The 16,901-nt window shown below is 69.9% G+C and carries 19 protein-coding genes; 8 read left to right on the top strand and 11 right to left on the bottom strand.

Going from position 1 to position 16,901, the window contains the following annotated elements:
- Positions 1-74 precede the first annotated feature (74 nt).
- Positions 75-2,720 carry a LuxR C-terminal-related transcriptional regulator gene (locus tag CXQ92_RS10200; protein ID WP_104167630.1) on the bottom strand — a complete coding sequence of 882 codons (2,646 nt, stop codon included), beginning with the start codon at positions 2,718-2,720 and terminating at the stop codon, positions 75-77.
- A gap of 244 nt (positions 2,721-2,964) precedes the next feature.
- On the opposite strand from CXQ92_RS10200, the gene CXQ92_RS10195 reads away from it, so the two are divergent.
- Positions 2,965-3,393, top strand: coding sequence for a DUF6325 family protein (locus CXQ92_RS10195; RefSeq protein ID WP_146067437.1), 429 nt, complete (start codon positions 2,965-2,967; stop codon positions 3,391-3,393).
- Between the two features lie 165 nt (positions 3,394-3,558).
- A complete protein-coding gene (locus tag CXQ92_RS10190; RefSeq protein ID WP_104168192.1) occupies positions 3,559-3,894 on the top strand; it encodes an Lsr2 family protein in 336 nt (111 codons plus the stop codon).
- A gap of 108 nt (positions 3,895-4,002) precedes the next feature.
- On the opposite strand, the gene CXQ92_RS10185 is transcribed toward CXQ92_RS10190, so the two are convergent.
- Complete coding sequence (locus CXQ92_RS10185; protein ID WP_146067436.1) at positions 4,003-4,449, bottom strand: hypothetical protein; 447 nt, start codon at positions 4,447-4,449, stop codon at positions 4,003-4,005.
- Positions 4,450-4,647: 198 nt separating this feature from the next.
- Here CXQ92_RS10185 and CXQ92_RS10180 point away from each other — a divergent pair, with 198 nt between their 5' ends.
- From CXQ92_RS10180 to CXQ92_RS10170, 3 genes are all read left to right on the top strand, one after another.
- Positions 4,648-5,742 (top strand): glycosyl hydrolase, encoded by a 1,095-nt coding sequence (locus CXQ92_RS10180; protein ID WP_104167627.1) that lies wholly within the window; start codon positions 4,648-4,650, stop codon positions 5,740-5,742.
- A gap of 13 nt (positions 5,743-5,755) precedes the next feature.
- Positions 5,756-6,061, top strand: coding sequence for a MoaD/ThiS family protein (locus tag CXQ92_RS10175; RefSeq protein ID WP_258069845.1), 306 nt, complete (start codon positions 5,756-5,758; stop codon positions 6,059-6,061).
- A 171-nt stretch (positions 6,062-6,232) separates the two neighbouring features.
- A complete protein-coding gene (locus tag CXQ92_RS10170) occupies positions 6,233-7,519 on the top strand; it encodes an ammonium transporter (RefSeq protein ID WP_104167625.1) in 1,287 nt (428 codons plus the stop codon).
- Positions 7,520-7,583: 64 nt separating this feature from the next.
- Here CXQ92_RS10170 and CXQ92_RS10165 read toward each other — a convergent pair whose 3' ends face one another.
- The 7 genes from CXQ92_RS10165 to CXQ92_RS10135 all read right to left on the bottom strand — a co-directional run bounded on the left by CXQ92_RS10165 (position 7,584) and on the right by CXQ92_RS10135 (position 13,374).
- Complete coding sequence (locus CXQ92_RS10165) at positions 7,584-7,949, bottom strand: hypothetical protein (protein ID WP_104167624.1); 366 nt, start codon at positions 7,947-7,949, stop codon at positions 7,584-7,586.
- A gap of 96 nt (positions 7,950-8,045) precedes the next feature.
- A complete protein-coding gene (locus CXQ92_RS10160; RefSeq protein WP_258069844.1) occupies positions 8,046-9,662 on the bottom strand; it encodes a carboxyltransferase domain-containing protein in 1,617 nt (538 codons plus the stop codon).
- A complete protein-coding gene (locus CXQ92_RS10155) occupies positions 9,649-10,404 on the bottom strand; it encodes a LamB/YcsF family protein (protein WP_104167623.1) in 756 nt (251 codons plus the stop codon). Before CXQ92_RS10155 ends, CXQ92_RS10160 begins: the two co-directional genes overlap by 14 nt.
- Before the next feature lie 83 nt (positions 10,405-10,487).
- Complete coding sequence (locus CXQ92_RS10150) at positions 10,488-10,766, bottom strand: CDGSH iron-sulfur domain-containing protein (RefSeq protein ID WP_104167622.1); 279 nt, start codon at positions 10,764-10,766, stop codon at positions 10,488-10,490.
- On the bottom strand, positions 10,766-11,797 hold the full coding sequence (locus CXQ92_RS10145; RefSeq protein ID WP_104167621.1) for an iron-containing redox enzyme family protein: 1,032 nt from the start codon (positions 11,795-11,797) through the stop codon (positions 10,766-10,768). Before CXQ92_RS10145 ends, CXQ92_RS10150 begins: the two co-directional genes overlap by 1 nt.
- 201 nt (positions 11,798-11,998) lie before the next feature.
- Positions 11,999-12,460 carry a DUF4383 domain-containing protein gene (locus CXQ92_RS10140; protein ID WP_104167620.1) on the bottom strand — a complete coding sequence of 154 codons (462 nt, stop codon included), beginning with the start codon at positions 12,458-12,460 and terminating at the stop codon, positions 11,999-12,001.
- Between the two features lie 32 nt (positions 12,461-12,492).
- Positions 12,493-13,374 (bottom strand): manganese catalase family protein, encoded by an 882-nt coding sequence (locus CXQ92_RS10135; RefSeq protein WP_104167619.1) that lies wholly within the window; start codon positions 13,372-13,374, stop codon positions 12,493-12,495.
- A 279-nt stretch (positions 13,375-13,653) separates the two neighbouring features.
- Between CXQ92_RS10135 and CXQ92_RS10130 the strand changes: the two genes are divergently transcribed.
- Genes CXQ92_RS10130 through CXQ92_RS10120 form a run of 3 tightly spaced genes read left to right on the top strand, consistent with a single transcriptional unit; the run spans position 13,654 to position 15,703 of the window.
- Entirely contained in the window at positions 13,654-14,526 is an 873-nt protein-coding gene (locus CXQ92_RS10130; protein WP_104167618.1) for a hypothetical protein, read from the top strand.
- On the top strand, positions 14,526-14,978 hold the full coding sequence (locus tag CXQ92_RS10125) for a phage holin family protein (RefSeq protein ID WP_104167617.1): 453 nt from the start codon (positions 14,526-14,528) through the stop codon (positions 14,976-14,978). Before CXQ92_RS10130 ends, CXQ92_RS10125 begins: the two co-directional genes overlap by 1 nt.
- Entirely contained in the window at positions 14,975-15,703 is a 729-nt protein-coding gene (locus CXQ92_RS10120; protein WP_104167616.1) for a DUF3618 domain-containing protein, read from the top strand. Before CXQ92_RS10125 ends, CXQ92_RS10120 begins: the two co-directional genes overlap by 4 nt.
- Positions 15,704-15,784: 81 nt before the next feature.
- Here CXQ92_RS10120 and CXQ92_RS10115 read toward each other — a convergent pair whose 3' ends face one another.
- Positions 15,785-16,378, bottom strand: a complete 594-nt coding sequence (locus CXQ92_RS10115; RefSeq protein WP_104167615.1) for a cysteine hydrolase family protein — start codon at positions 16,376-16,378, stop codon at positions 15,785-15,787.
- Positions 16,365-16,745, bottom strand: coding sequence for a hypothetical protein (locus CXQ92_RS10110; protein WP_146067435.1), 381 nt, complete (start codon positions 16,743-16,745; stop codon positions 16,365-16,367). Before CXQ92_RS10110 ends, CXQ92_RS10115 begins: the two co-directional genes overlap by 14 nt.
- Between the last annotated feature and the right edge of the window lie 156 nt (positions 16,746-16,901).

The raw sequence follows: 16,901 nt of genomic DNA, 5'->3' as shown, positions 1-16,901 counted from the left end.
GTCCTGTCCTCGGCCCCCGATGTCCCAGCATGGTATGCAGGGTCTCACCCGGCGTGCCGGGTCTCCCGACGGGCTCACCCCGCAGGGGTGAGGCCGGCGGTTCCACGCGCCGACGCGCTCCGCAGGACGCGCAGCGGCGCAGGGGTGGGCGCGAGGAGTCCGAGCCTGTCGGCCGCCGCGATGGCCTCCCTCCGCGTCCCGACCCCCAGCTTGCGATAGATGCCGCGCAGGTGTGTCTTGACCGTGTTCGTGGAGATCTGCAGATCCAGGGCCAGTTCGTCGACGGTCGCGAAGGTGGGGAGGAGAGCCACCAGTTCGATCTCCCGCGGCGTGAGCGGGGGGCCGGCGATCTCCCGGACCGGCCGGCGCCGCTGGTTCACGAGCAGGTCCACCTCCCGGGTGAAGCGCGGGTAATGGTGCCGGTCCCTCTCGAGCGCGTTCCTCACGGTCTCGCCGGCGAATCCGATCCCCCGCACCGACCCCCGCTCGGCAGCCAGGGCGAGGGCGCGGTCCAGCGCTTCCCTGGCCTTGAACGGGCGGTTCTCGAGCAGCTCGAGGCGCGCGAGCATCGCAAAGGCCGTCGTCATCCCGACCTTGCTCTGGCACTTCACGTACTCGGAGGTCACCTGGGTCAGCAGCTGCCGTGAGCGGTTCAGCTGGCCGGCCAGCAGGTGCTCCCAGACCGAGATCACCTGCAGTTCCCCGCTGATGCCCCGGTACCTGCGCAGGTCCACCTTCAGCATCGTCAGGTCGTCCACCCGGCGGAGGGACAGCATCATCTCGGCCACCTGCAGCGAGCACACGGCGATATCCCGCGGCTGCGCGCCGTGCGCGAGATCGAAGCGGATCCTGTCCAGGAGCGCCCCGGCCACCTCGACCGGTCTTTCCGAGGAGGCGAAGGACAGCATGAGCCGGAGCTTCGACGCGGAGTGCGCCACCATGGGCGGGGTCGACGTCGCCCTGAACACGAACGCGTTGTGGAACCGCGCGGCGGCGTCGTCGAGCTGGTGGTAGGCGCCCCAGGCGATGACGAGGTGGGCAGGCCGGAGCCGCGGGCTGTAACGCAGCCGTTGCTGCTCCCCTACCTGGATGGCGGCCCAGGCATCGCGTGCCGCGGGCGCGAAGTCCTCCATCGCCGCGGCGAGCACCGCACGGGTGGTGAGGGCGTCGACCCGGGCACCGGGGTTGTCCCGCTCGTCGGCGGTCGCGACGCAGGCCCTCGCGGCGTCGACGGCCTCGTCGAGGCGCGCGGCTGCGATCAGCGCGGCCGAGAGGACATTGGACACGAAGAGTCCGACGTCGGGCGGCAGTTCCGCGACGCGCACGCCCCGGAGATGCTCCAGCGCTTCCTCCGGGCGGCCCCGGCCGAGCATGAGATGTGCCTCGAGCCCGCTCCGCAGAGCGCTGAAGGGCATGTCGAGGCCGCCCTGGTCCTCTCCGTGGTCGACGTGCTCGAGCCTGAGGCGGGCGCCACCCGGGTCACCGTTGGCGAGGGAGAGGAGGCTGTCGAGCAGCCCGAGCTCCGCCGACTCGACGGATGCGAGGTCGCGCAGGATCCAGTCCAGGGCGGCGAGGTCGTTACTCCACAGCAGGTGCAGTCCCGAGACGGCGGCGACGTCACGCAGCAGGCCGGCGTCGCCGGCCCTCCCGGCATGGGCGAGCGCCTCCGCGTGCCGCGCCTGGCGGAGGCGACGGCGTGCCATCCGGGCGTGCACCACAGGACGGTCGATCGCGGCGGCGCCCGATCCCCCGCCCAGAAGCCACCGGGACAGCAGGCGATGCAGCCGGAAGGACCCGGGGGTGTCCGTGGGGAGGACGAGGCCCGAGGCCCGGACCGCAGCGTCGAACACGCGCGGCGCGTCCGTGCTGGCGAGCGCCGTGCACAGATCATCCACCGTGAAGGGTTCGATCAAGGCCATGACGGCGAGGGCGGTGCGGACCTCCTCGGGGAAGGACGGGAAGAGCTGCCCGCACAGCCGGTCGAGGTAGGCCGTCCCCCCCGTCACCGCGGCGGCCGGAGCGTCCCCCTCCCCCATCGCGTGCGCGAGGACGACGGCGGCGGGCCACCCTTCGGTCACCTCGAGAAGCAGGTCCATGTCGGAGCGCACAGGAGCGAACAGTCGTGCGATCTCCCGCCGCCGCAGCATCAACTCCTCCTGCCCGACCCGCCCCAGGGCGCCGTCGAGGTCCAGCCGGTAGAACGAGGGCAGCTCCGGCAGCTGCCTGCCGCAGAAGACCACAGTGAACCCCTGCGGCGCACGCTGGACCGCGTAGTCCACCTCGAGGAGCAATCCGGCGTCACGCAGGTGCTCGCAGTTGTCGAGGACCAGCACGGAGTTCACGGTTCCCCTGCCCGCATGATCCAGAAGGGCATCGAGCCACCCGATCCGCGCCGCCGCCGCCGGCGAGGGTGAGGTCCACCGGTCCGATGGCATGCCGTCCGACGGCTCCAGCGCTTCCGTCACGAGGCCCCAGAAACGCCCCGGGGCGTTGTCCGAGGGATCCAGGGAGACCCACGCGACGTGGTCCCCGGACGCCCGCCGTCTCCGTGTCCACTGGGCGGCGAGCGTCGTCTTCCCCGAGCCGGCAGCAGCGCCGATGGTGACGGCGCGGCACCCGGCCTGCTTGAGCGCGTCGAGGCGCGCCATCAGCCGGGGCCGGTCGAGTTCGTGCGCACCGATTCCCGGAACGGTCGTTTTCGCCCTGATGATGCTGTTCATGCCTACCACCTGTCCGGCGTTGCTCTCCTGCCGCGCACCCACCCGTGCAGGAGGTGAGGCATCGTCGACCTGATGGCGCCTTCCTCCAAGAGTTCACCCCGGGATTGATTCCGGCCTGAGTCCAAAGTCCTCCGTCTGGCCGGACGGTCACCCCACGCGGGTGACGATCCGCCACCCGCCCCGGCGGACGATTGCACCGTCTGCAGCAGCGACGAGCAGGCAATAGCCGGGCGGGAGGGGAGTCATGAGGGTTGGCCCCGTGGACGTCCTGGTCTTCTCGACACCTACCCTCGACGGCGGCTCCCGGGTGGTGGACGCCCTGCATGAAGCCCTCGACAGCGGCGCAGTGGCCCTGATCGACATCGTGCTGATCGCCCGCGCGACCGACGGCACCGTGTCCTTCGCCGACGTCGACGACGGCCTGCCTGCATCCCTGCAGAACCTGCTGGCCCACCCGTCGCCGATGACTCTGCTCAGCGACCGGGACGTCGCCTTCGCCTCCGCCTCCGTCGGCAACGGGGAGGTGGGCCTCCTGCTCGTCCTCGAGCACCGCTGGGCGCGCCGATTGGCCGAGCGTATCCAGGACGAGGGTGGCGTGACCCGGCTTCACGAACGTGTACCGCACGACGCGGTGGTCCGCGCGTTCGAGGCCGACGGCGCCGCAGCCACCTGATCCGCCCGGGTGAATAGCACACCGACGTCCGGGAGCCGTAATTCGCATTCCGCATTCGCGCCGGAATGGACAATGGGGAGATTTTTTCCGCCCGCACTGCTCACCGGGATAGAGTCGTATCAATGGGGCTGATTATTCGGACTTCGGACGTTACAGGAGAAAATGATGGCCCAGCGGGTACAGGTGCAATTGGTCGACGACCTCAGCGGCGAGGAAGCACAGGAGACCGTGCGGTTCGCCCTCGACGGCACCGATTACGAGATAGATCTCACGGCGCAGAATGCGGAGTCATTGCGTACGACTTTGTCCGCCTATGTGGACAAGGGGCGCAAGGCTTCGTCCGGCAGGCAACAGTCCGCCGGCCAGAAATCGTCGTCCTCCCGCTCGAAGCGCGAGGACACGCAGCAGATCCGCAAGTGGGCCCAGGAGCACGGGTTCAATCCCAGCTCGCGTGGGCGGATCACGCAGTCCATCATCGACGCCTATAACGAGAGCCGCTGAGGTAGTTACCCGGGTGATGCCGCCGGGCGGACCCGGGATATATTCGTCCCGCTCGGACGCTATCGGCGGATGTCCGTCCTTCCTCCTGATTCAAGGAAAAGAAGCCGACTAAGGCGACATCCCCGTCGCGGGCGATATGCGACGGGCCCAGGCTTCCGCGTCGGAGGCGCTCTCGAAGTAGTGCGTCTCCGACCGCGCGTATGCCAGGAAAGCGGCGATGACCTGATCCACCGGACCGGTGCCGACGAACGCGATGCGTGAGGTCAGGGAGCCCTCGAGGATGGCCATCCGGGCGGCGGGCGCAATCCCGCCCAGGCCCTGCAGATGCACGACCAGTGGCAGGACGTAGCCGTCGGACAGACTGCGGATCCCCTCATAGGCGGCCAGGACGTCGGCGAGGGTCAGGCGCGAGCCGGGTGCCCACCACAGAACGAGCAACCCGTCGCGTACGTCGACGCAGTGCTTGCCGACGCAGTGCCGCCGTGCGCGGGGTGCATGCCCGGGACCGGGACACAACCGCGACGGCGCGGTGTTCCCGAGTTCGGTCTGACGCAACGATGCCTCCAGGTGGACGTGATGTCCGCTCCCCAGCGATCGCACCGTCCCACTCTGGCACAGCGCTCCGGCCCATTCCGGGGATGCGGACAAAAGGGGGTAGCGGGCCCTGTACAAAACGAGTGGCCGGTGGCAGGGTCCCAAGTGATATGCATCACACGCGCGGCTCCTCGGCCGCTCCCATGCACGGGGGAAGACATGCCAACTCCAGCAACGACACTCCTGGCCATCGGCACGAAGAAGGGTCTGTGGCTCGCGTCGAGCACCGATCGGCAGGAGTGGACCCTCTCCGGCCCGAAGTTCCTCATGGAGGAGATCCCGAGTGTCGGGATCGACACCCGGGGTGGGCGTACCCGCCTGTTCGCGGGCCGGATGTCGTGGCACTTCGGTCCCTGCATCGCCCACTCCGACGACCTGGGTGAGACCTGGGCGGAACCCCGGGAGGGCGGGATCCGGTTCGGCGCGGACGACGGCGCCGCGCTGGAGCGGATCTGGCAGATCCAGCCCGACGCGGAGGACCGCCCCGGTGTGGTCTGGGCCGGATGCCAGCCGATCTCCGTGTGGAGGTCCACCGACCACGGTGAGACGTTCATCCTGAACCGCGGCCTGTGGGACCACCCCCATCGCGGCGAATGGGGCGCGGGCTTCGGTGGTGCGGCCGCCCACACCGTCCTGCCGAGCCCGGCCGACGACACCGTCCACGTGGCGATGAGCACGGGCGGCGTCTACCGGTCCGACGACGGCGGGGCGTCCTGGGAACCCCGCAACAAGGGCATCAGCGCGTATTTCATGCCGGATCCGGACCCGGAGTTCGGCCAGTGCGTACACAAGGTGGCCCGCGACGCCGTGGACCCCGACCGCCTGTTCGCCCAGAACCACCATGGCGTCTACGCGAGCACCGACCGCGGTGATTCCTGGCAGTCCATCGCCGAGGGCCTTCCGGCCGACTTCGGCTTCGTCATGCTCACGCACCCGCACCGCAGCGGCACGGCGTGGGTCATCCCCCTGAAGGCCGACGGCGAGCGCATCCCGCCCGACGGGCACCTCCAGGTGCACCGGACCGACGACGGCGGTGCCACCTGGGAGGGCAGCGGCGCCGGACTCCCGCAGGCGGAGTACAACGCGGTGCTGCGCGACGCCGCCTGCGTCGACACGGCGGAGGTCCCCGGCGTCTACTTCGGGACGCGCGGCGGGTCCGTCTATGCGAGCGCGGACGAGGGGCGGACCTTCCAGGAAGTGGCAAGCCACCTGCCGGACGTGCTCTCCGTGCGTGCCGCCGTCGTGCCCGGCTGAGCAGGTGGTCACCGTGCCCGAGACCTCGCCGCTGCCCTCGGTGATCGTCCTGATCCCCACGCTCCTGCGCCAGTACGTGGACGGACGCAGCGCGATCCGCCTGAGCATCGCCGACGACGCCGACGTGGCGTCGGTGCTCGACGGGCTGGGCGAGGGACGCCCCCTGCTGGACCAGCGGATCCGCGAGGAGACCGGCGTGCTGAGGCGGTACGTGAACATCTATGTCGACGGCGAGGACGTGCGCCGGCTGGACGGCCTGGCCACGGCTGTTCCCGCGGGTGCGACGATCATGATCATGCAGTCCGTCGCCGGTGGCTAGGGGTGGGACGCGGCGTTACCCAGAGTTCATCGGACCCGCCGGGACCTGAAACCTCGCACTGCCTACCATGACTCAGCGCGGCGTGCCATCCCGGGTCGACGCACACCAGCAGTGCGATCCGGGCCCAGTCCCGTCCGGTACGCCCAGGCGCTGTCACGGAAAGGACTCCCCATGGATTCTGGAAACGTCGCTTGGATTCTCGCCAGCACCGCGCTCGTCTGCCTGATGATCCCGGCCCTGGCCCTGTTCTACGGAGGAATGGTGGGGTCCCGCCGCATCCTCAACATGATGATGATGTGCTTCGGCGGGGCGAGCCTCGTCGCCGTGCTGTGGGCCCTGTTCGGCTACTCCATGGCCTTCGGCGACTCGATCGGAGGACTGGGGCTCATCGGGGACGTCACGGAGTACGCCGGACTGGGCCAGTTGCTCGCCGAGGACCCCTCCGCGCCCATCCCCCCGATCCTGTTCGCGGCCTTCCAGCTCTTCTTCGCCTGCGTGACGACGGCGCTGGTCGCCGGTGCGGCCGCCGGCCGCATGAAGTTCGGCGCCTGGATGATCTTCGCCGGCGTGTGGGCCACGCTGGTGTACTTCCCGATCGCCCACTGGGTCTTCGCCTTCAGCTCCGAGGACGGCTCGGTCGTGGGTGGGTGGATCGCGAACGGCCTCGGCGCGATCGACTTCGCCGGCGGCCTGGCCGTGCACATGAACGCCGGGATCGCAGCCCTCGCCCTGTCGATGGTGCTGGGCCGCAGCCACGGCTGGCCGACGGTGGATCATGCCAGGCCGCACAGCCGCCCGCTCGTCCTCGTGGGCGCGGGCCTGCTGTGGGTCGGCTGGTTCGGTTTCAACGCGGGCTCCGCCCTCTCCGCCGGACAGTCCGCGTCGGTGGTCTTCCTGAATACCGCCGTCGCGGCGTCGGCCGGCCTGCTGGCCTGGGCCGCCGTCGAGCGGGTCCGCAACGGTGCGGCGACCAGCATGGGGGCCGCCTCCGGCCTGGTCTCCGCGCTGGTCGCCATCACCCCCGCGTGCGGTGCGGTCAGCCCGATGGGCGCCCTCGCCATCGGTGCGATCGCCGGCGCGGTCTGCTCCCTCGCGATCGAGCTGAAGTTCCGCCTCGGCTTCGATGATTCGCTCGACGTCGTCGGTGTGCACCTGGTGGGTGGCGTCCTGGGAACGCTGCTGATCGGCCTGTTCGCGACGGCGGATGCCCCCAACGGCGTCTCGGGCCTGTTCTACGGCGGTGGCTTCGAGCTGCTGGGCGTCCAGGCGCTCGCGACCGTGGCGGTGTTGGCCTACTCCTTCGCCGTCACGTGGGTGATCGCCCAGGTCCTGCAGCGCACCATCGGCCTGCGGATCGAGGAGGCCGACGAACTGCGCGGGATCGACCTCACCGCGCACTCCGAGTTCGCCTACCTGACGGATGAGGATCCCGTGGATCTGGGCGCACCGCGCAAGTAGCCGTCGCAGGACCGAGCAGAGGGGGTGCGCCCGACGGGCGCACCCCCTCTGCTCGGTGATCCCCCTAGGGGCGCAGAATTCCTGGCCGTGTGAGGGAGCCCTCGGGACGGACGCCGTGCTCCAGCGCCCAGGAGGCCAGTGCCTCGGTGATGGCGTAGGACACTCCTGACCAACGCGCGTACGGGAGCACGTAGAGGTGCTCGACGCCCGTGCTTCCATCAGCGCCCCGCCGCAGGCCGCCGCAGCCGACCGGCGCTCCGGTGGCCCGTTCGTAGACGATCAGGAAGACGACGACACCCGCGCCGTCGTCCTCCGTCCCTGCGGAGGAGGATGACACCCGCCCGCGGTCGGTCTCCGCGCGTAAGGCCTCCCGCAGCCCCCGACCGACGGGATTGCTCCAGGGAACCTGTCTGATCCTCAGCGTCTGCACGGCGGCCTCCTGTGGAAGTGGTGTGCGGTCCAACGCTACGGGCCGGGGGTTTCACCTGGATTTCGTTCAGCGAAACTCCATGTGCAGGGGATTCCGTCAGTGGAACCTCCGGAAGCGGACCGGGGATCCCGGAGGGAGCTGCGCAGCCCGGTCCAGGTCCTCGGGGACGACGACGGCGATCACCGGGTAGCCGCCCGTGACCGGGTGGTCGGCGAGGAACAGCACCGGCAGCCCCGACGGCGGCACCTGCAGCGCACCACGCACGGTGCCTTCGCTCGGCAGCTCCCCCCCGAGACGCCGCGTCAGCGCGGGCCCGTCGAGGCGCAGGCCTATCCTGTTGGACCGGGCCGTCACCGTCCACGACGGGGCGCACAGGCCCGCGAGGCCGGCGTCGAACCAGTCGTCCCGCGGGCCGGACACCACCCGCAGGATCTCCGGTGTGACCGATCGACGGGGAACCTCCGGATTCCCGACCGTCGACCCTGGCACGGGGGTGTCCACCGGCAACCGTGTGCCCCGCGCGAGCGCGGGCGGCCCGAGGCCCGACATCGAGTCGGTCGACCGGCTGCCGAGGACCGCCTCGGCCCCGAACCCGCCCCGCACGGCGGTGTAGGCGTACAGGCCGGTCGCGGGCGCGGACTGCCGGAGCACCTCGCCCGCCCGCAGGAGGAAGGGCGCGCACAGGGCCGGCTCGCGCTCCCGTCCGTCCGGCGAGGAGATGAGCAGGCCGACGTCGGCGCCCGTGACGGCGAGCACGTGGTCCTCCCCCGCCTCGACCGCGAGTCCCCCATGGAGCGTCTCGACCCCGGCCGCTCCCGCCGGGTTGCCCACCAGCCTGTTCGCCTGGCGGAGCGCGGCGCGGTCCAGCGCTCCGGCCCCGGCGATCCCGAGGCCCATCAGCCCGGGCCGTCCCAGGTCCTGCAGCGTGCTGGAAAGGCCGGGGTCGACGACGGTCAGCCCCGCGGGCGCCTCCGCGCGGGGACGCATGCGCTCCTCCGCCGGCACCCGACTCCCCTGACTCCTGGCTCCGCCGGCCCTGCGGACGGCGCCCAGCTCGACCACTTCCCGGACCGCCGTGAAGCGGACCCGCGTGCCCTGGTTGAGGAGTGCGGGAGGGTCCCGATGCGTGTCCCACAGCACGGCGTCCGTGCGGCCGATCAGCTGCCAGCCGCCGGGGGACTCCCGCGGATACACGGCCGAGAACGTTCCGGCGAGCGCGACCGCGCCGGCCGGCACCACCGTCCGCGGCACGTCCCGCCGGGGGACCTCCAGCCTGGGGTCGCCTCCGGTGAGGTACGCGAAGCCGGGTGCGAAGCCCCCGAACGCCGCGAACCACGGCGTCCCCGTGTGGGCGGTGATCAGCGCGTCGACGCTCAAACCCGTCAGGGCAGCGACGCCGGCGAGGTCGGCGCCGTCGTACTGGACCTCGATGGTGACGAGCCCATCCTCCCGGGTGGCCGGAACGACCGGGCCGGGCGTGCGGAGCCGGGTCGTGAGGGCGTCCAGCTGCCGGGCCTCGCGCACGGTGACGAGCACGGTGCGCGCCGCGGCGACCACGTCCACCTGGCCCTCGACCGGGTGGTCCCGCAGGTGGGCCTGCAGGCTGAGGACCTCCGGCAGGCCCGGCAGTTCGGCGAGCACGGCGCGGTCGCCCACGGGCCTCAGGGTCAGGTCGGCCGGCCATCCGGGGCCGGCGGTGTCAGGCGAACGCACCGACCGTCACGCCGGCGGCATCAAGGGCCCGCCGGACCGCTGCGGCCATACTGGCGGCGCCCGGGGTGTCCCCGTGCACGCAAATGCTCTCCACGGTGATCGCGATCCGGCTGCCGTCCACGGCCACGGCCTCGCCGTCGGTGGCCAGGCGCAGGACATGCGCGACGACGTCGGCCTCCTCGTCCAGCACCGCTCCCGGTTCGCGCCGCGGCACCAGCTTGCCGTCGGGCGTGTAGGCGCGGTCCGCGAACGCCTCGGCGACCGTGCGGAGCCCTGCCGCGCGTGCCTCGGCCTCGATCACGCTGTTCGGCAGGACCAGCAGCGGCAGGGTGTCATCGACGTCACGGACGGCCCGGACCACGGCGCGGGCCTGGGGCTCGTGGACGGCGATCGTGGTGTAGAGGGCACCGTGTGGTTTGACGTAGCGCACGCTCGTCCCGGCGGCCCGTGCGAGGGCCTGCAGGGCCCCGATCTGGTAGACGACGTCGTCGGTCAGTTCACGAGGATCGACGTCCATGAAGCGGCGGCCGAAGCCGGCGAGATCCCGGTAACCGGGGTGCGCGCCCACCGTCACCCCGGCCCCGGCCGCCGACGCGCAGGTGGCACGGATCCCGATGGGGTCCCCGGCGTGGAAACCGCAGGCCACGTTCACGCTCGAGACCGACTCGATGATGCGCGCGTCGTCGCCCGACGACCAGTTGCCGAAGGATTCTCCGACGTCGCTGTTCAGGTCGATCGCCATGCCTGGCCCCTCTCGGTGTTCCCACCAGCATGCCGCACATGTCGGGATCGTCCATCCGCGGCGGCGCGCGGGACGGACGCGCATCAGGGCTCGGAGCGGAAGCCGATCAGCTTGTGGGAGCCGTCGCAGTAGGGTTTGAGCACGGAAGCACCGCACCGGCAGAGGGCCACGGTGCGCCGGGTCCGGGGCAGTTCCTCCCCGTCGGCGCCGAGGAGCGTGAAGTCGCCGCGGACGAGCAGCGGTCCGTCGGGACACGCCACGACGGACACGGGCGCGGCGGACCCCGAGTTCAGCGGGTGGCCGGCGCGTGCTTCCTGGGCGCCCTCGGTATCCTGCTGGTCCGCGACCCTGTCCACGCCCATCAGGCGGCCACGTCCGAGGCACGCAGCGAGGATCGCCCGGCTTCCCAGGACTCCATGATGTGCACCGTCATGAGGGTGTCGATCGCGAGACCCGCGGCAGCCCCGAACAGGACGTCCTCGAGCAGGCGCGGATCGGACTCGACGAGCCCGCCGGCCATGTCCCGCCCGGCGATCTGCTCGTGGACGGCGTCGGCCTCGACGTGCTCGTCGAAGTATTCCGTGACGTCGGGGCCGTACCCGTGGCGCTTGAAGCCCCGTGAGTACAGGCGGTTGGGCTGGGACGAGGTCATCTCGTAGGCGGCGAGGTGCCCCACGATCGCACCCCGGAGGCGGCGGTGGAGGCCGAACAGGGACATCAGGTTGTTGACGGCCAGCGTAATCGCCGGGACGGCGTCGAGGTAGCCACCGTAGGCGTCGTCCATGCCGAGTTCGCGCATCGTCCGGGCGTAGAGCGCGGAGTGCATCCGGGCCGGCAGTCCGTTGCCGTACTCGTCCGCCTGGATCTCCACCATCGCGGCCTTCGAGCGTCCGGACAGCCGCGGGATCGCGAAGGTGTGCGGATCTGCTTCCCTCAGCTGGTTGACGGACTTGTGCACGAGGAACTCCCGCAGCTGGTCGTCCGTCGCGGACTTCGCGACGAAACGGGACATGCTGGGCCCACCGTCCTCGCCGGTCAGCCGGAACAGCTCCGCGCAGACCGCTTCGCTCGTGGGCTCGGGCAAGGCGGGGACGACGGTCTCGTCGCGGACCCTCTGTTCGAAGGCGGCCTCGATGCGGTGCCGGATCCGCAGGAGGTCCGGGTCCCACTCCCAGTCGTCACCCGCCCCGTCGACGCCGCTGTAGTGCAGCTCGTACAGGCAGAAGAGTGCGAGCTGGAGGTCGTCGTCGTGCAGGATGTCCGGCGTCCGGGAGATCGACTCCCCGGTGAGCGCGTCGAGTCGGGGAAGGGCATCCTGTGCGGACGCCACGGATCCTGCGATGACGGACAGGAGGAGGGCGCTGAGTTCTCCGCGCGGGGAGGGCTGCTTCATGAAGGACCTCTTCTGTGGGCGGACGCGCCCACTGATCCGGGCCGCGATACTAAGCATACTTCGCGTCTGCGGTCGGGGGCACCCGCGGCACGTGCCACCGCACGACGACGCCGGGTCGGTCGGCGCCCGTAGGCACCCGCCGATCCGGTGTCGTCGGTCATTCACTCAGCGCGTGGGGCTCCTCCCCGTGGAAGAACCCGGTCAGGCGCGGTTCGCGCTCCTCGAGGTGTCGCGGCTGAGGATCAGCCCGAGGGCGATCATGCCGATCGCGAGCACGAGGTGGAGCCAGTTGTCGGCATCGTTCACCGGAACGAAGTTCGCTGCCGACTGCTGGTCGATGATCAGTCCGTAGATCCACAGGATCGCGTAGATCACGCCACCACCCAGCAGGTAGGCGCGGGCGCCCGAGACGGTCTTCGCCATCGCCAGGCCGGCGACACCGAAGAGCAGGTGGACGATGTTGTGGAGGATCGACACCTGGAAGATGCCGAGCAGCAGCGCCTCGGACTGGTGTCCTGCGAACGCCATGCTGCTGTAGTTGGAGGTGATCCCAGGGATGAAGCCCAGGATTCCGACCAACAGGAAGACGACGCCCACCGCCTGGGCGGCGCGCTGCAGGGTGGTACGACCACCATCCACCGTGCGGTTGTTCGTGTTCGTCATGAGACTGCCCTCTCTCGGTAGCCCGCGAAAGGCTATTCGCGGTTCAGTTTGTCCTGCAGGGTGCCCGCCATCTTCTCGACGGTATTCGGGATCTCGGTGGTCCCGTAGAACCGCGCATCGGGGTGGGTGGCCGGCGGCATGGGAGCACTCGTCGTCGGGCCGTCGTGGTAGGTGAACTCACCTTTGCCGTCCGGCGTGGGGCCGGAGGCCCAGCTGCCCGTGGATGCCGCCTTGCCGTCGGAGAAATTCAGGTACTGGTAGGCGACGCTCCGCTCTTCCTTCTTGAGGGGGAAGTTGCTCGGCACGGGCAGCTCCTCCATCTTGGACTCCTGCAGTTCCCGGGCCGCAGCCAGCCACTGGTTCTGGTGCATGGTGTCGCGGGCGAGCAGGAAGGACAGCATGTCCCGGATCCCGTGGTCGTCGGTCATGTGATACAGGCGCGCCACCTGGAGCCGGCCCTGCATCTCGGCGTTCGCGTTGGCCGTGAAATCGGCGAGCAGATTGCCGCTGGCGGTCACATAGCTCCCCTGCCACGGGTTGCCCATGCTGTCCACCGGCCGTGCCCCGGCGCCTGCGACGATGGCGTGCTGCATGTCCGTGCCACCGAGAACGGCCGCGACGGCCGGGTCGGACTGAACGGCGTCCTCGGTGATTCCGAGCGGCGCCTTCTCGAGGAGCTGGGCGATCATCGTGGCGAGCATCTCGACATGACCGAACTCCTCCGCGCCGATCCCGAACAGGAGGTCCCGGTACTTGCCGGGGATGTGCGCGTTCCAGGCCTGGAAGCTGTACTGCAGGGCCACGGTGATCTCGCCGTACTGGCCCCCGAGAACCTCCTGGAGCTTGCGGGCGTAGACCGCGTCGGGCTTGTCGGGGGTGGCTTTGTACTGGAGCTCTTGCTTGTGGAAGAACACTGGTGCTTTCCTCTCCGCGTCGGGACCCCGGGGGATTCCGCTCCTTCTGGAAGCGGCCGCTGGAGATCCTGTCGTGTCGACGCTAGCGGCAGGCCTGCTCGTTCCGTAAGATGCTAAGTCTACTTGTTTTTATCTTGCAGTTTCTGGAGAAAGAGCTTGCGAGATTGAAGCTAAGCATGCTTAGCTTTGGGAACAAGTCCAGCACGAACTGCCGGACCATCGCATCGAGAACACGATGGAGCATCCGCTTTAACGGCAATATCAACGTAAGGAACAACCATGACTACGCAGAATTGGCCGCAGGATCCCCTGGTTCCCTCCACCACCGGGCCTGAGTCGTCCACCGCGGACCTCAGCACCCATGAGCTCGGCAGCACAGAATTCTCCGGTGGCACCACCGGTTCCGACGACTCCAAGAAGTCAGCGGCCAAGGACCAGGCCAAGAAGGTAGGCCAGGACGGCAAGGAAGCGGCGAAGAACGTCGCAGGCACCGCCGCGGCCGACGCCAAGGATGTCGCCGGCACCGCCGCCACCGAAGCGAAGAACGTCGCGGCCGAGGTCGGCTCGCAGGCGAAGAACCTCCTCGGTACCGTGACCTCCGAGGTCAAGTCCCAGGCCGGGACCCAGCAGCAGAAGATCACCGAGGGCATTCGCGGCGTCTCGGACGAACTGCAGTCCATGGCCGACAAGTCGGACAACCACTTCGTGTCGGACCTCGTCAAGCAGGCATCGCAGCGCACGGGATCGGCGGCGAGCTGGCTCGAGAACCGCGACGCCTCCGACATCCTCGAGGACGTCAAGGCGTTCGCACGGCGCAAGCCGGGGACCTTCCTCGCCATCGCGGCAGGCACCGGCCTCGTCGTCGGCCGTCTGACCCGCGGCGCCAAGGGCAACAGCGGTTCGGCCGGCACCTCCGGCCGGGACTCCTCGTCCGCCGGTACCGCCACGACGGGTACATACTCCGGGTACACGCAGGTCGGCTCCGACGCCTACAGCGGCACCCCCGCCTCCGCGGGCTTCGCCGAGACCACGGGCGGACAGCACGTCGCCGGCTCCAACCCGGCCTTCGTGGACCCGACGGACGACTACCCCACCATCGCGCCCGGCACCCCTCCCGTGGGCACCCGGCCGAATGACGGGGGCCTGCGCTGATGAGTGAGGCATACACCGGTGGCGCCCATCAGGCCGCCGCACCCCTGCCGACCGAGGCCGAGCAGCGCTCCGCCAGTGCGTCGGTAGGAGAGCTGCTCGGGGAGGTGACGAAGGATCTCTCCAAGCTCATGCGCCAGGAGGTGGCCCTGGCCAAGGCCGAGGCCACCGAGTCGGCCAAGAAGGCCGGCAAGGGCGCAGGCATGTTCGCCGGCGCAGCCGTCGGAGGCCACTTCGTCCTCCTGTTCCTGTCCCTCGCCCTCATGTGGGGCCTCGGTGCCTTCATGCCGCTCGGCTGGGCCGCCGTGATCGTGGCCGTCCTCTGGGGCATCGTCGCCGCGGTGCTCGCCATGAAGGGCAAGAAGGAAATGCAGCAGGTCAAGGGTCTCCCCCAGACAGCGGAGACCGTCAAAGAGATTCCGCCGACACTGAAACCAGGTGAGCACACCCCATGAGCCAGACGCCAGATGAGATCCGCGCAGATATCGAACGCACCCGCCAGGAATTGGGGACGGACGTCGACGCCATCGCCGACAAGGTGAACCCCGCGAACATCGCGCAGCGCCAGACCGACAAGGTCAAGCACAGCTTCAGCAACGTGAAGGAGACCGTCATGGGCAAGGCCGAAGACGTCAAGGATTCCGTGCTCGGCAAGGCCGAGGACGTGACGGGGGCGGTCAAGGACAAGGCCGGACACGCCAAGGACAAGACCGGCAGCGGCTTCGACAGCGGACTCGGCAGCGCCCACTCAGCAGCCGGTTCCGCCCGGGACAAGCTCCAGCACGCCGGCCACACGGTCCAGGGAGCACCCGCCCAGATCTCGAACAAGGCAGCGGGCAACCCGCTCGCTGCGGGGCTGATCGCCTTCGGCGCCGGGCTCCTCGTGGGCTCGCTCATCCCTGCCAGCCAGAAGGAGCAGCAGGCCGCCGCCCAGCTCAAGGAGCAGGTTGCACCCCTGAAGGAGAAGGTCACCGAGGCGGCTAAGCAGGTCGTCGAGGAGGTCCGGGAGCCGGCGCAGGAAGCGGTCCAGTCCGTGAAGGAATCGGCCGCCGATTCCGTGCAGACCGTCAAGGACGAGGGCCAGCACGCCGTCAAGGACGTCAAGGGTGAGGGCCAGCGGGCCGCCAGTGACGTCAAGGGCAGCGCGCAGGATGCCAAGTCGAACGTCCAGCAGCGCTGATCCACCACGCATTGACGGCGGTCACCGGAGCTTCTCCGGTGACCGCCGTCGTCGTTCCACCCCGATGCCGCAGCTCGCGCATCACGCGAACAGCGACTCCGCCTCGACTCGGCCGAGGACGGACTGACGGTACCCCACGGAGATGATCTCCAGCATCGCGTCGGCGTACTGCTCGTTCGTGCTGCCGATCGCGTCGAGGGCGTAGCTGACCTGGAAGTCGTGGGCGAAGGCGTCGGCCCCCGTCTGCGCGATGCAACTGTGCGTCGAGACACCGGCGAGGACGAGGTGGTCCACGCCCAGAACGCGGAGCCGCAGCGCAAGATCGGTGCCGAAGAAAGCGCTGTCACGGGACTTCGTCACGACCTCGAGTCCGTCCACGCGCAGCCCTGCAACGGCGTCCGCCTGATGACTGCCGCGGAAGATGAAGCCCTGACCGTCGTCGAGCATCGACCGCGTCCACGTCGAGCCGTCCCGCAGGTGTTCGGTGCGCACCACGAGCGCGGGGGCCCCTCCGCGCCGCGCGGCACCGATCAGCCCGTTGCAGGCCGCGACAAGGCCCTCCTGCTGCCTGGCGAGGGTCTCGTCCTCGAAGAAGGCGTTCTGCATGTCGATGACCAGCAGGGCGATTCTGCCCTCGCCTCTTCCGGCCCCGGGACCCGCGTCAGCTGGCGGCATCCGGCCCCCCGGCCGCGCCCGCCGTCAGGTCGATGAACGCCCGTCCGCCGTCGTGGCGCAGCCCGCGTACGAGCGACGGGTCGAGGCTGATCAGCGAGGCTTCCTGGGCCTGGGCGGACCGGGCCGAGCCGGCCACGCCTCCGAGGACGTCAGGACCGTAGCCAGGAGCCTCCGCGAGGCGCCTGACCTCCACCTCCGGCAGATTGGCCGCCAGCCCTATCTCGGCGTGCGTGAGACCGGTGGACAGAGCCTGCCGGATCGCCTCGCCGCAGGCGATCACCAGGCGGTCGCGCTCGAACTCGGCGTTCTCGAGATCCGCGGCGGCGATCATGACCTCGTGGATGTACGGGGGACGTGGTGCTGACATGAGTACCCTTTCACGGGAGCTCGGCGAGTCGGCCGGCCGCGTGGCGATGGGGGCTCCGGATTCCGCCCTGTCGTCCGGCGTCCCCGAGTGACCTACCGGCGCTCGAAGCTGACGACTGCAGCGGATCCTTCGCATCAAGCGCACGCGTGGGGCGAT

This window comes from Arthrobacter sp. SX1312 (genome assembly GCF_002929295.1).
Lineage (GTDB): Bacteria > Actinomycetota > Actinomycetes > Actinomycetales > Micrococcaceae > Arthrobacter_D.
Note: the sequence above shows the minus strand (reverse complement) of the source record. Positions and strands in the feature narration are given on the sequence as shown.

What these genes read in the sequence shown, in the direction of transcription:
- CXQ92_RS10200 (WP_104167630.1), bottom strand. Translation starts at nt 2,720, where the DNA reads ATGAACAGCATCATCAGGGCGAAAACGACCGTTCCGGGAATCGGTGCG.
- CXQ92_RS10110 (WP_146067435.1), bottom strand. Translation starts at nt 16,745, where the DNA reads ATGTCAGCACCACGTCCCCCGTACATCCACGAGGTCATGATCGCCGCC.
- CXQ92_RS10180 (WP_104167627.1), top strand. Translation starts at nt 4,648, where the DNA reads ATGCCAACTCCAGCAACGACACTCCTGGCCATCGGCACGAAGAAGGGT.
- CXQ92_RS10150 (WP_104167622.1), bottom strand. Translation starts at nt 10,766, where the DNA reads ATGGGCGTGGACAGGGTCGCGGACCAGCAGGATACCGAGGGCGCCCAG.
- CXQ92_RS10115 (WP_104167615.1), bottom strand. Translation starts at nt 16,378, where the DNA reads ATGCCGCCAGCTGACGCGGGTCCCGGGGCCGGAAGAGGCGAGGGCAGA.
- CXQ92_RS10155 (WP_104167623.1), bottom strand. Translation starts at nt 10,404, where the DNA reads ATGGCGATCGACCTGAACAGCGACGTCGGAGAATCCTTCGGCAACTGG.
- CXQ92_RS10190 (WP_104168192.1), top strand. Translation starts at nt 3,559, where the DNA reads ATGGCCCAGCGGGTACAGGTGCAATTGGTCGACGACCTCAGCGGCGAG.
- CXQ92_RS10195 (WP_146067437.1), top strand. Translation starts at nt 2,965, where the DNA reads ATGAGGGTTGGCCCCGTGGACGTCCTGGTCTTCTCGACACCTACCCTC.
- CXQ92_RS10140 (WP_104167620.1), bottom strand. Translation starts at nt 12,460, where the DNA reads ATGACGAACACGAACAACCGCACGGTGGATGGTGGTCGTACCACCCTG.
- CXQ92_RS10120 (WP_104167616.1), top strand. Translation starts at nt 14,975, where the DNA reads ATGAGCCAGACGCCAGATGAGATCCGCGCAGATATCGAACGCACCCGC.
- CXQ92_RS10170 (WP_104167625.1), top strand. Translation starts at nt 6,233, where the DNA reads ATGGATTCTGGAAACGTCGCTTGGATTCTCGCCAGCACCGCGCTCGTC.
- CXQ92_RS10130 (WP_104167618.1), top strand. Translation starts at nt 13,654, where the DNA reads ATGACTACGCAGAATTGGCCGCAGGATCCCCTGGTTCCCTCCACCACC.
- CXQ92_RS10125 (WP_104167617.1), top strand. Translation starts at nt 14,526, where the DNA reads ATGAGTGAGGCATACACCGGTGGCGCCCATCAGGCCGCCGCACCCCTG.
- CXQ92_RS10145 (WP_104167621.1), bottom strand. Translation starts at nt 11,797, where the DNA reads ATGAAGCAGCCCTCCCCGCGCGGAGAACTCAGCGCCCTCCTCCTGTCC.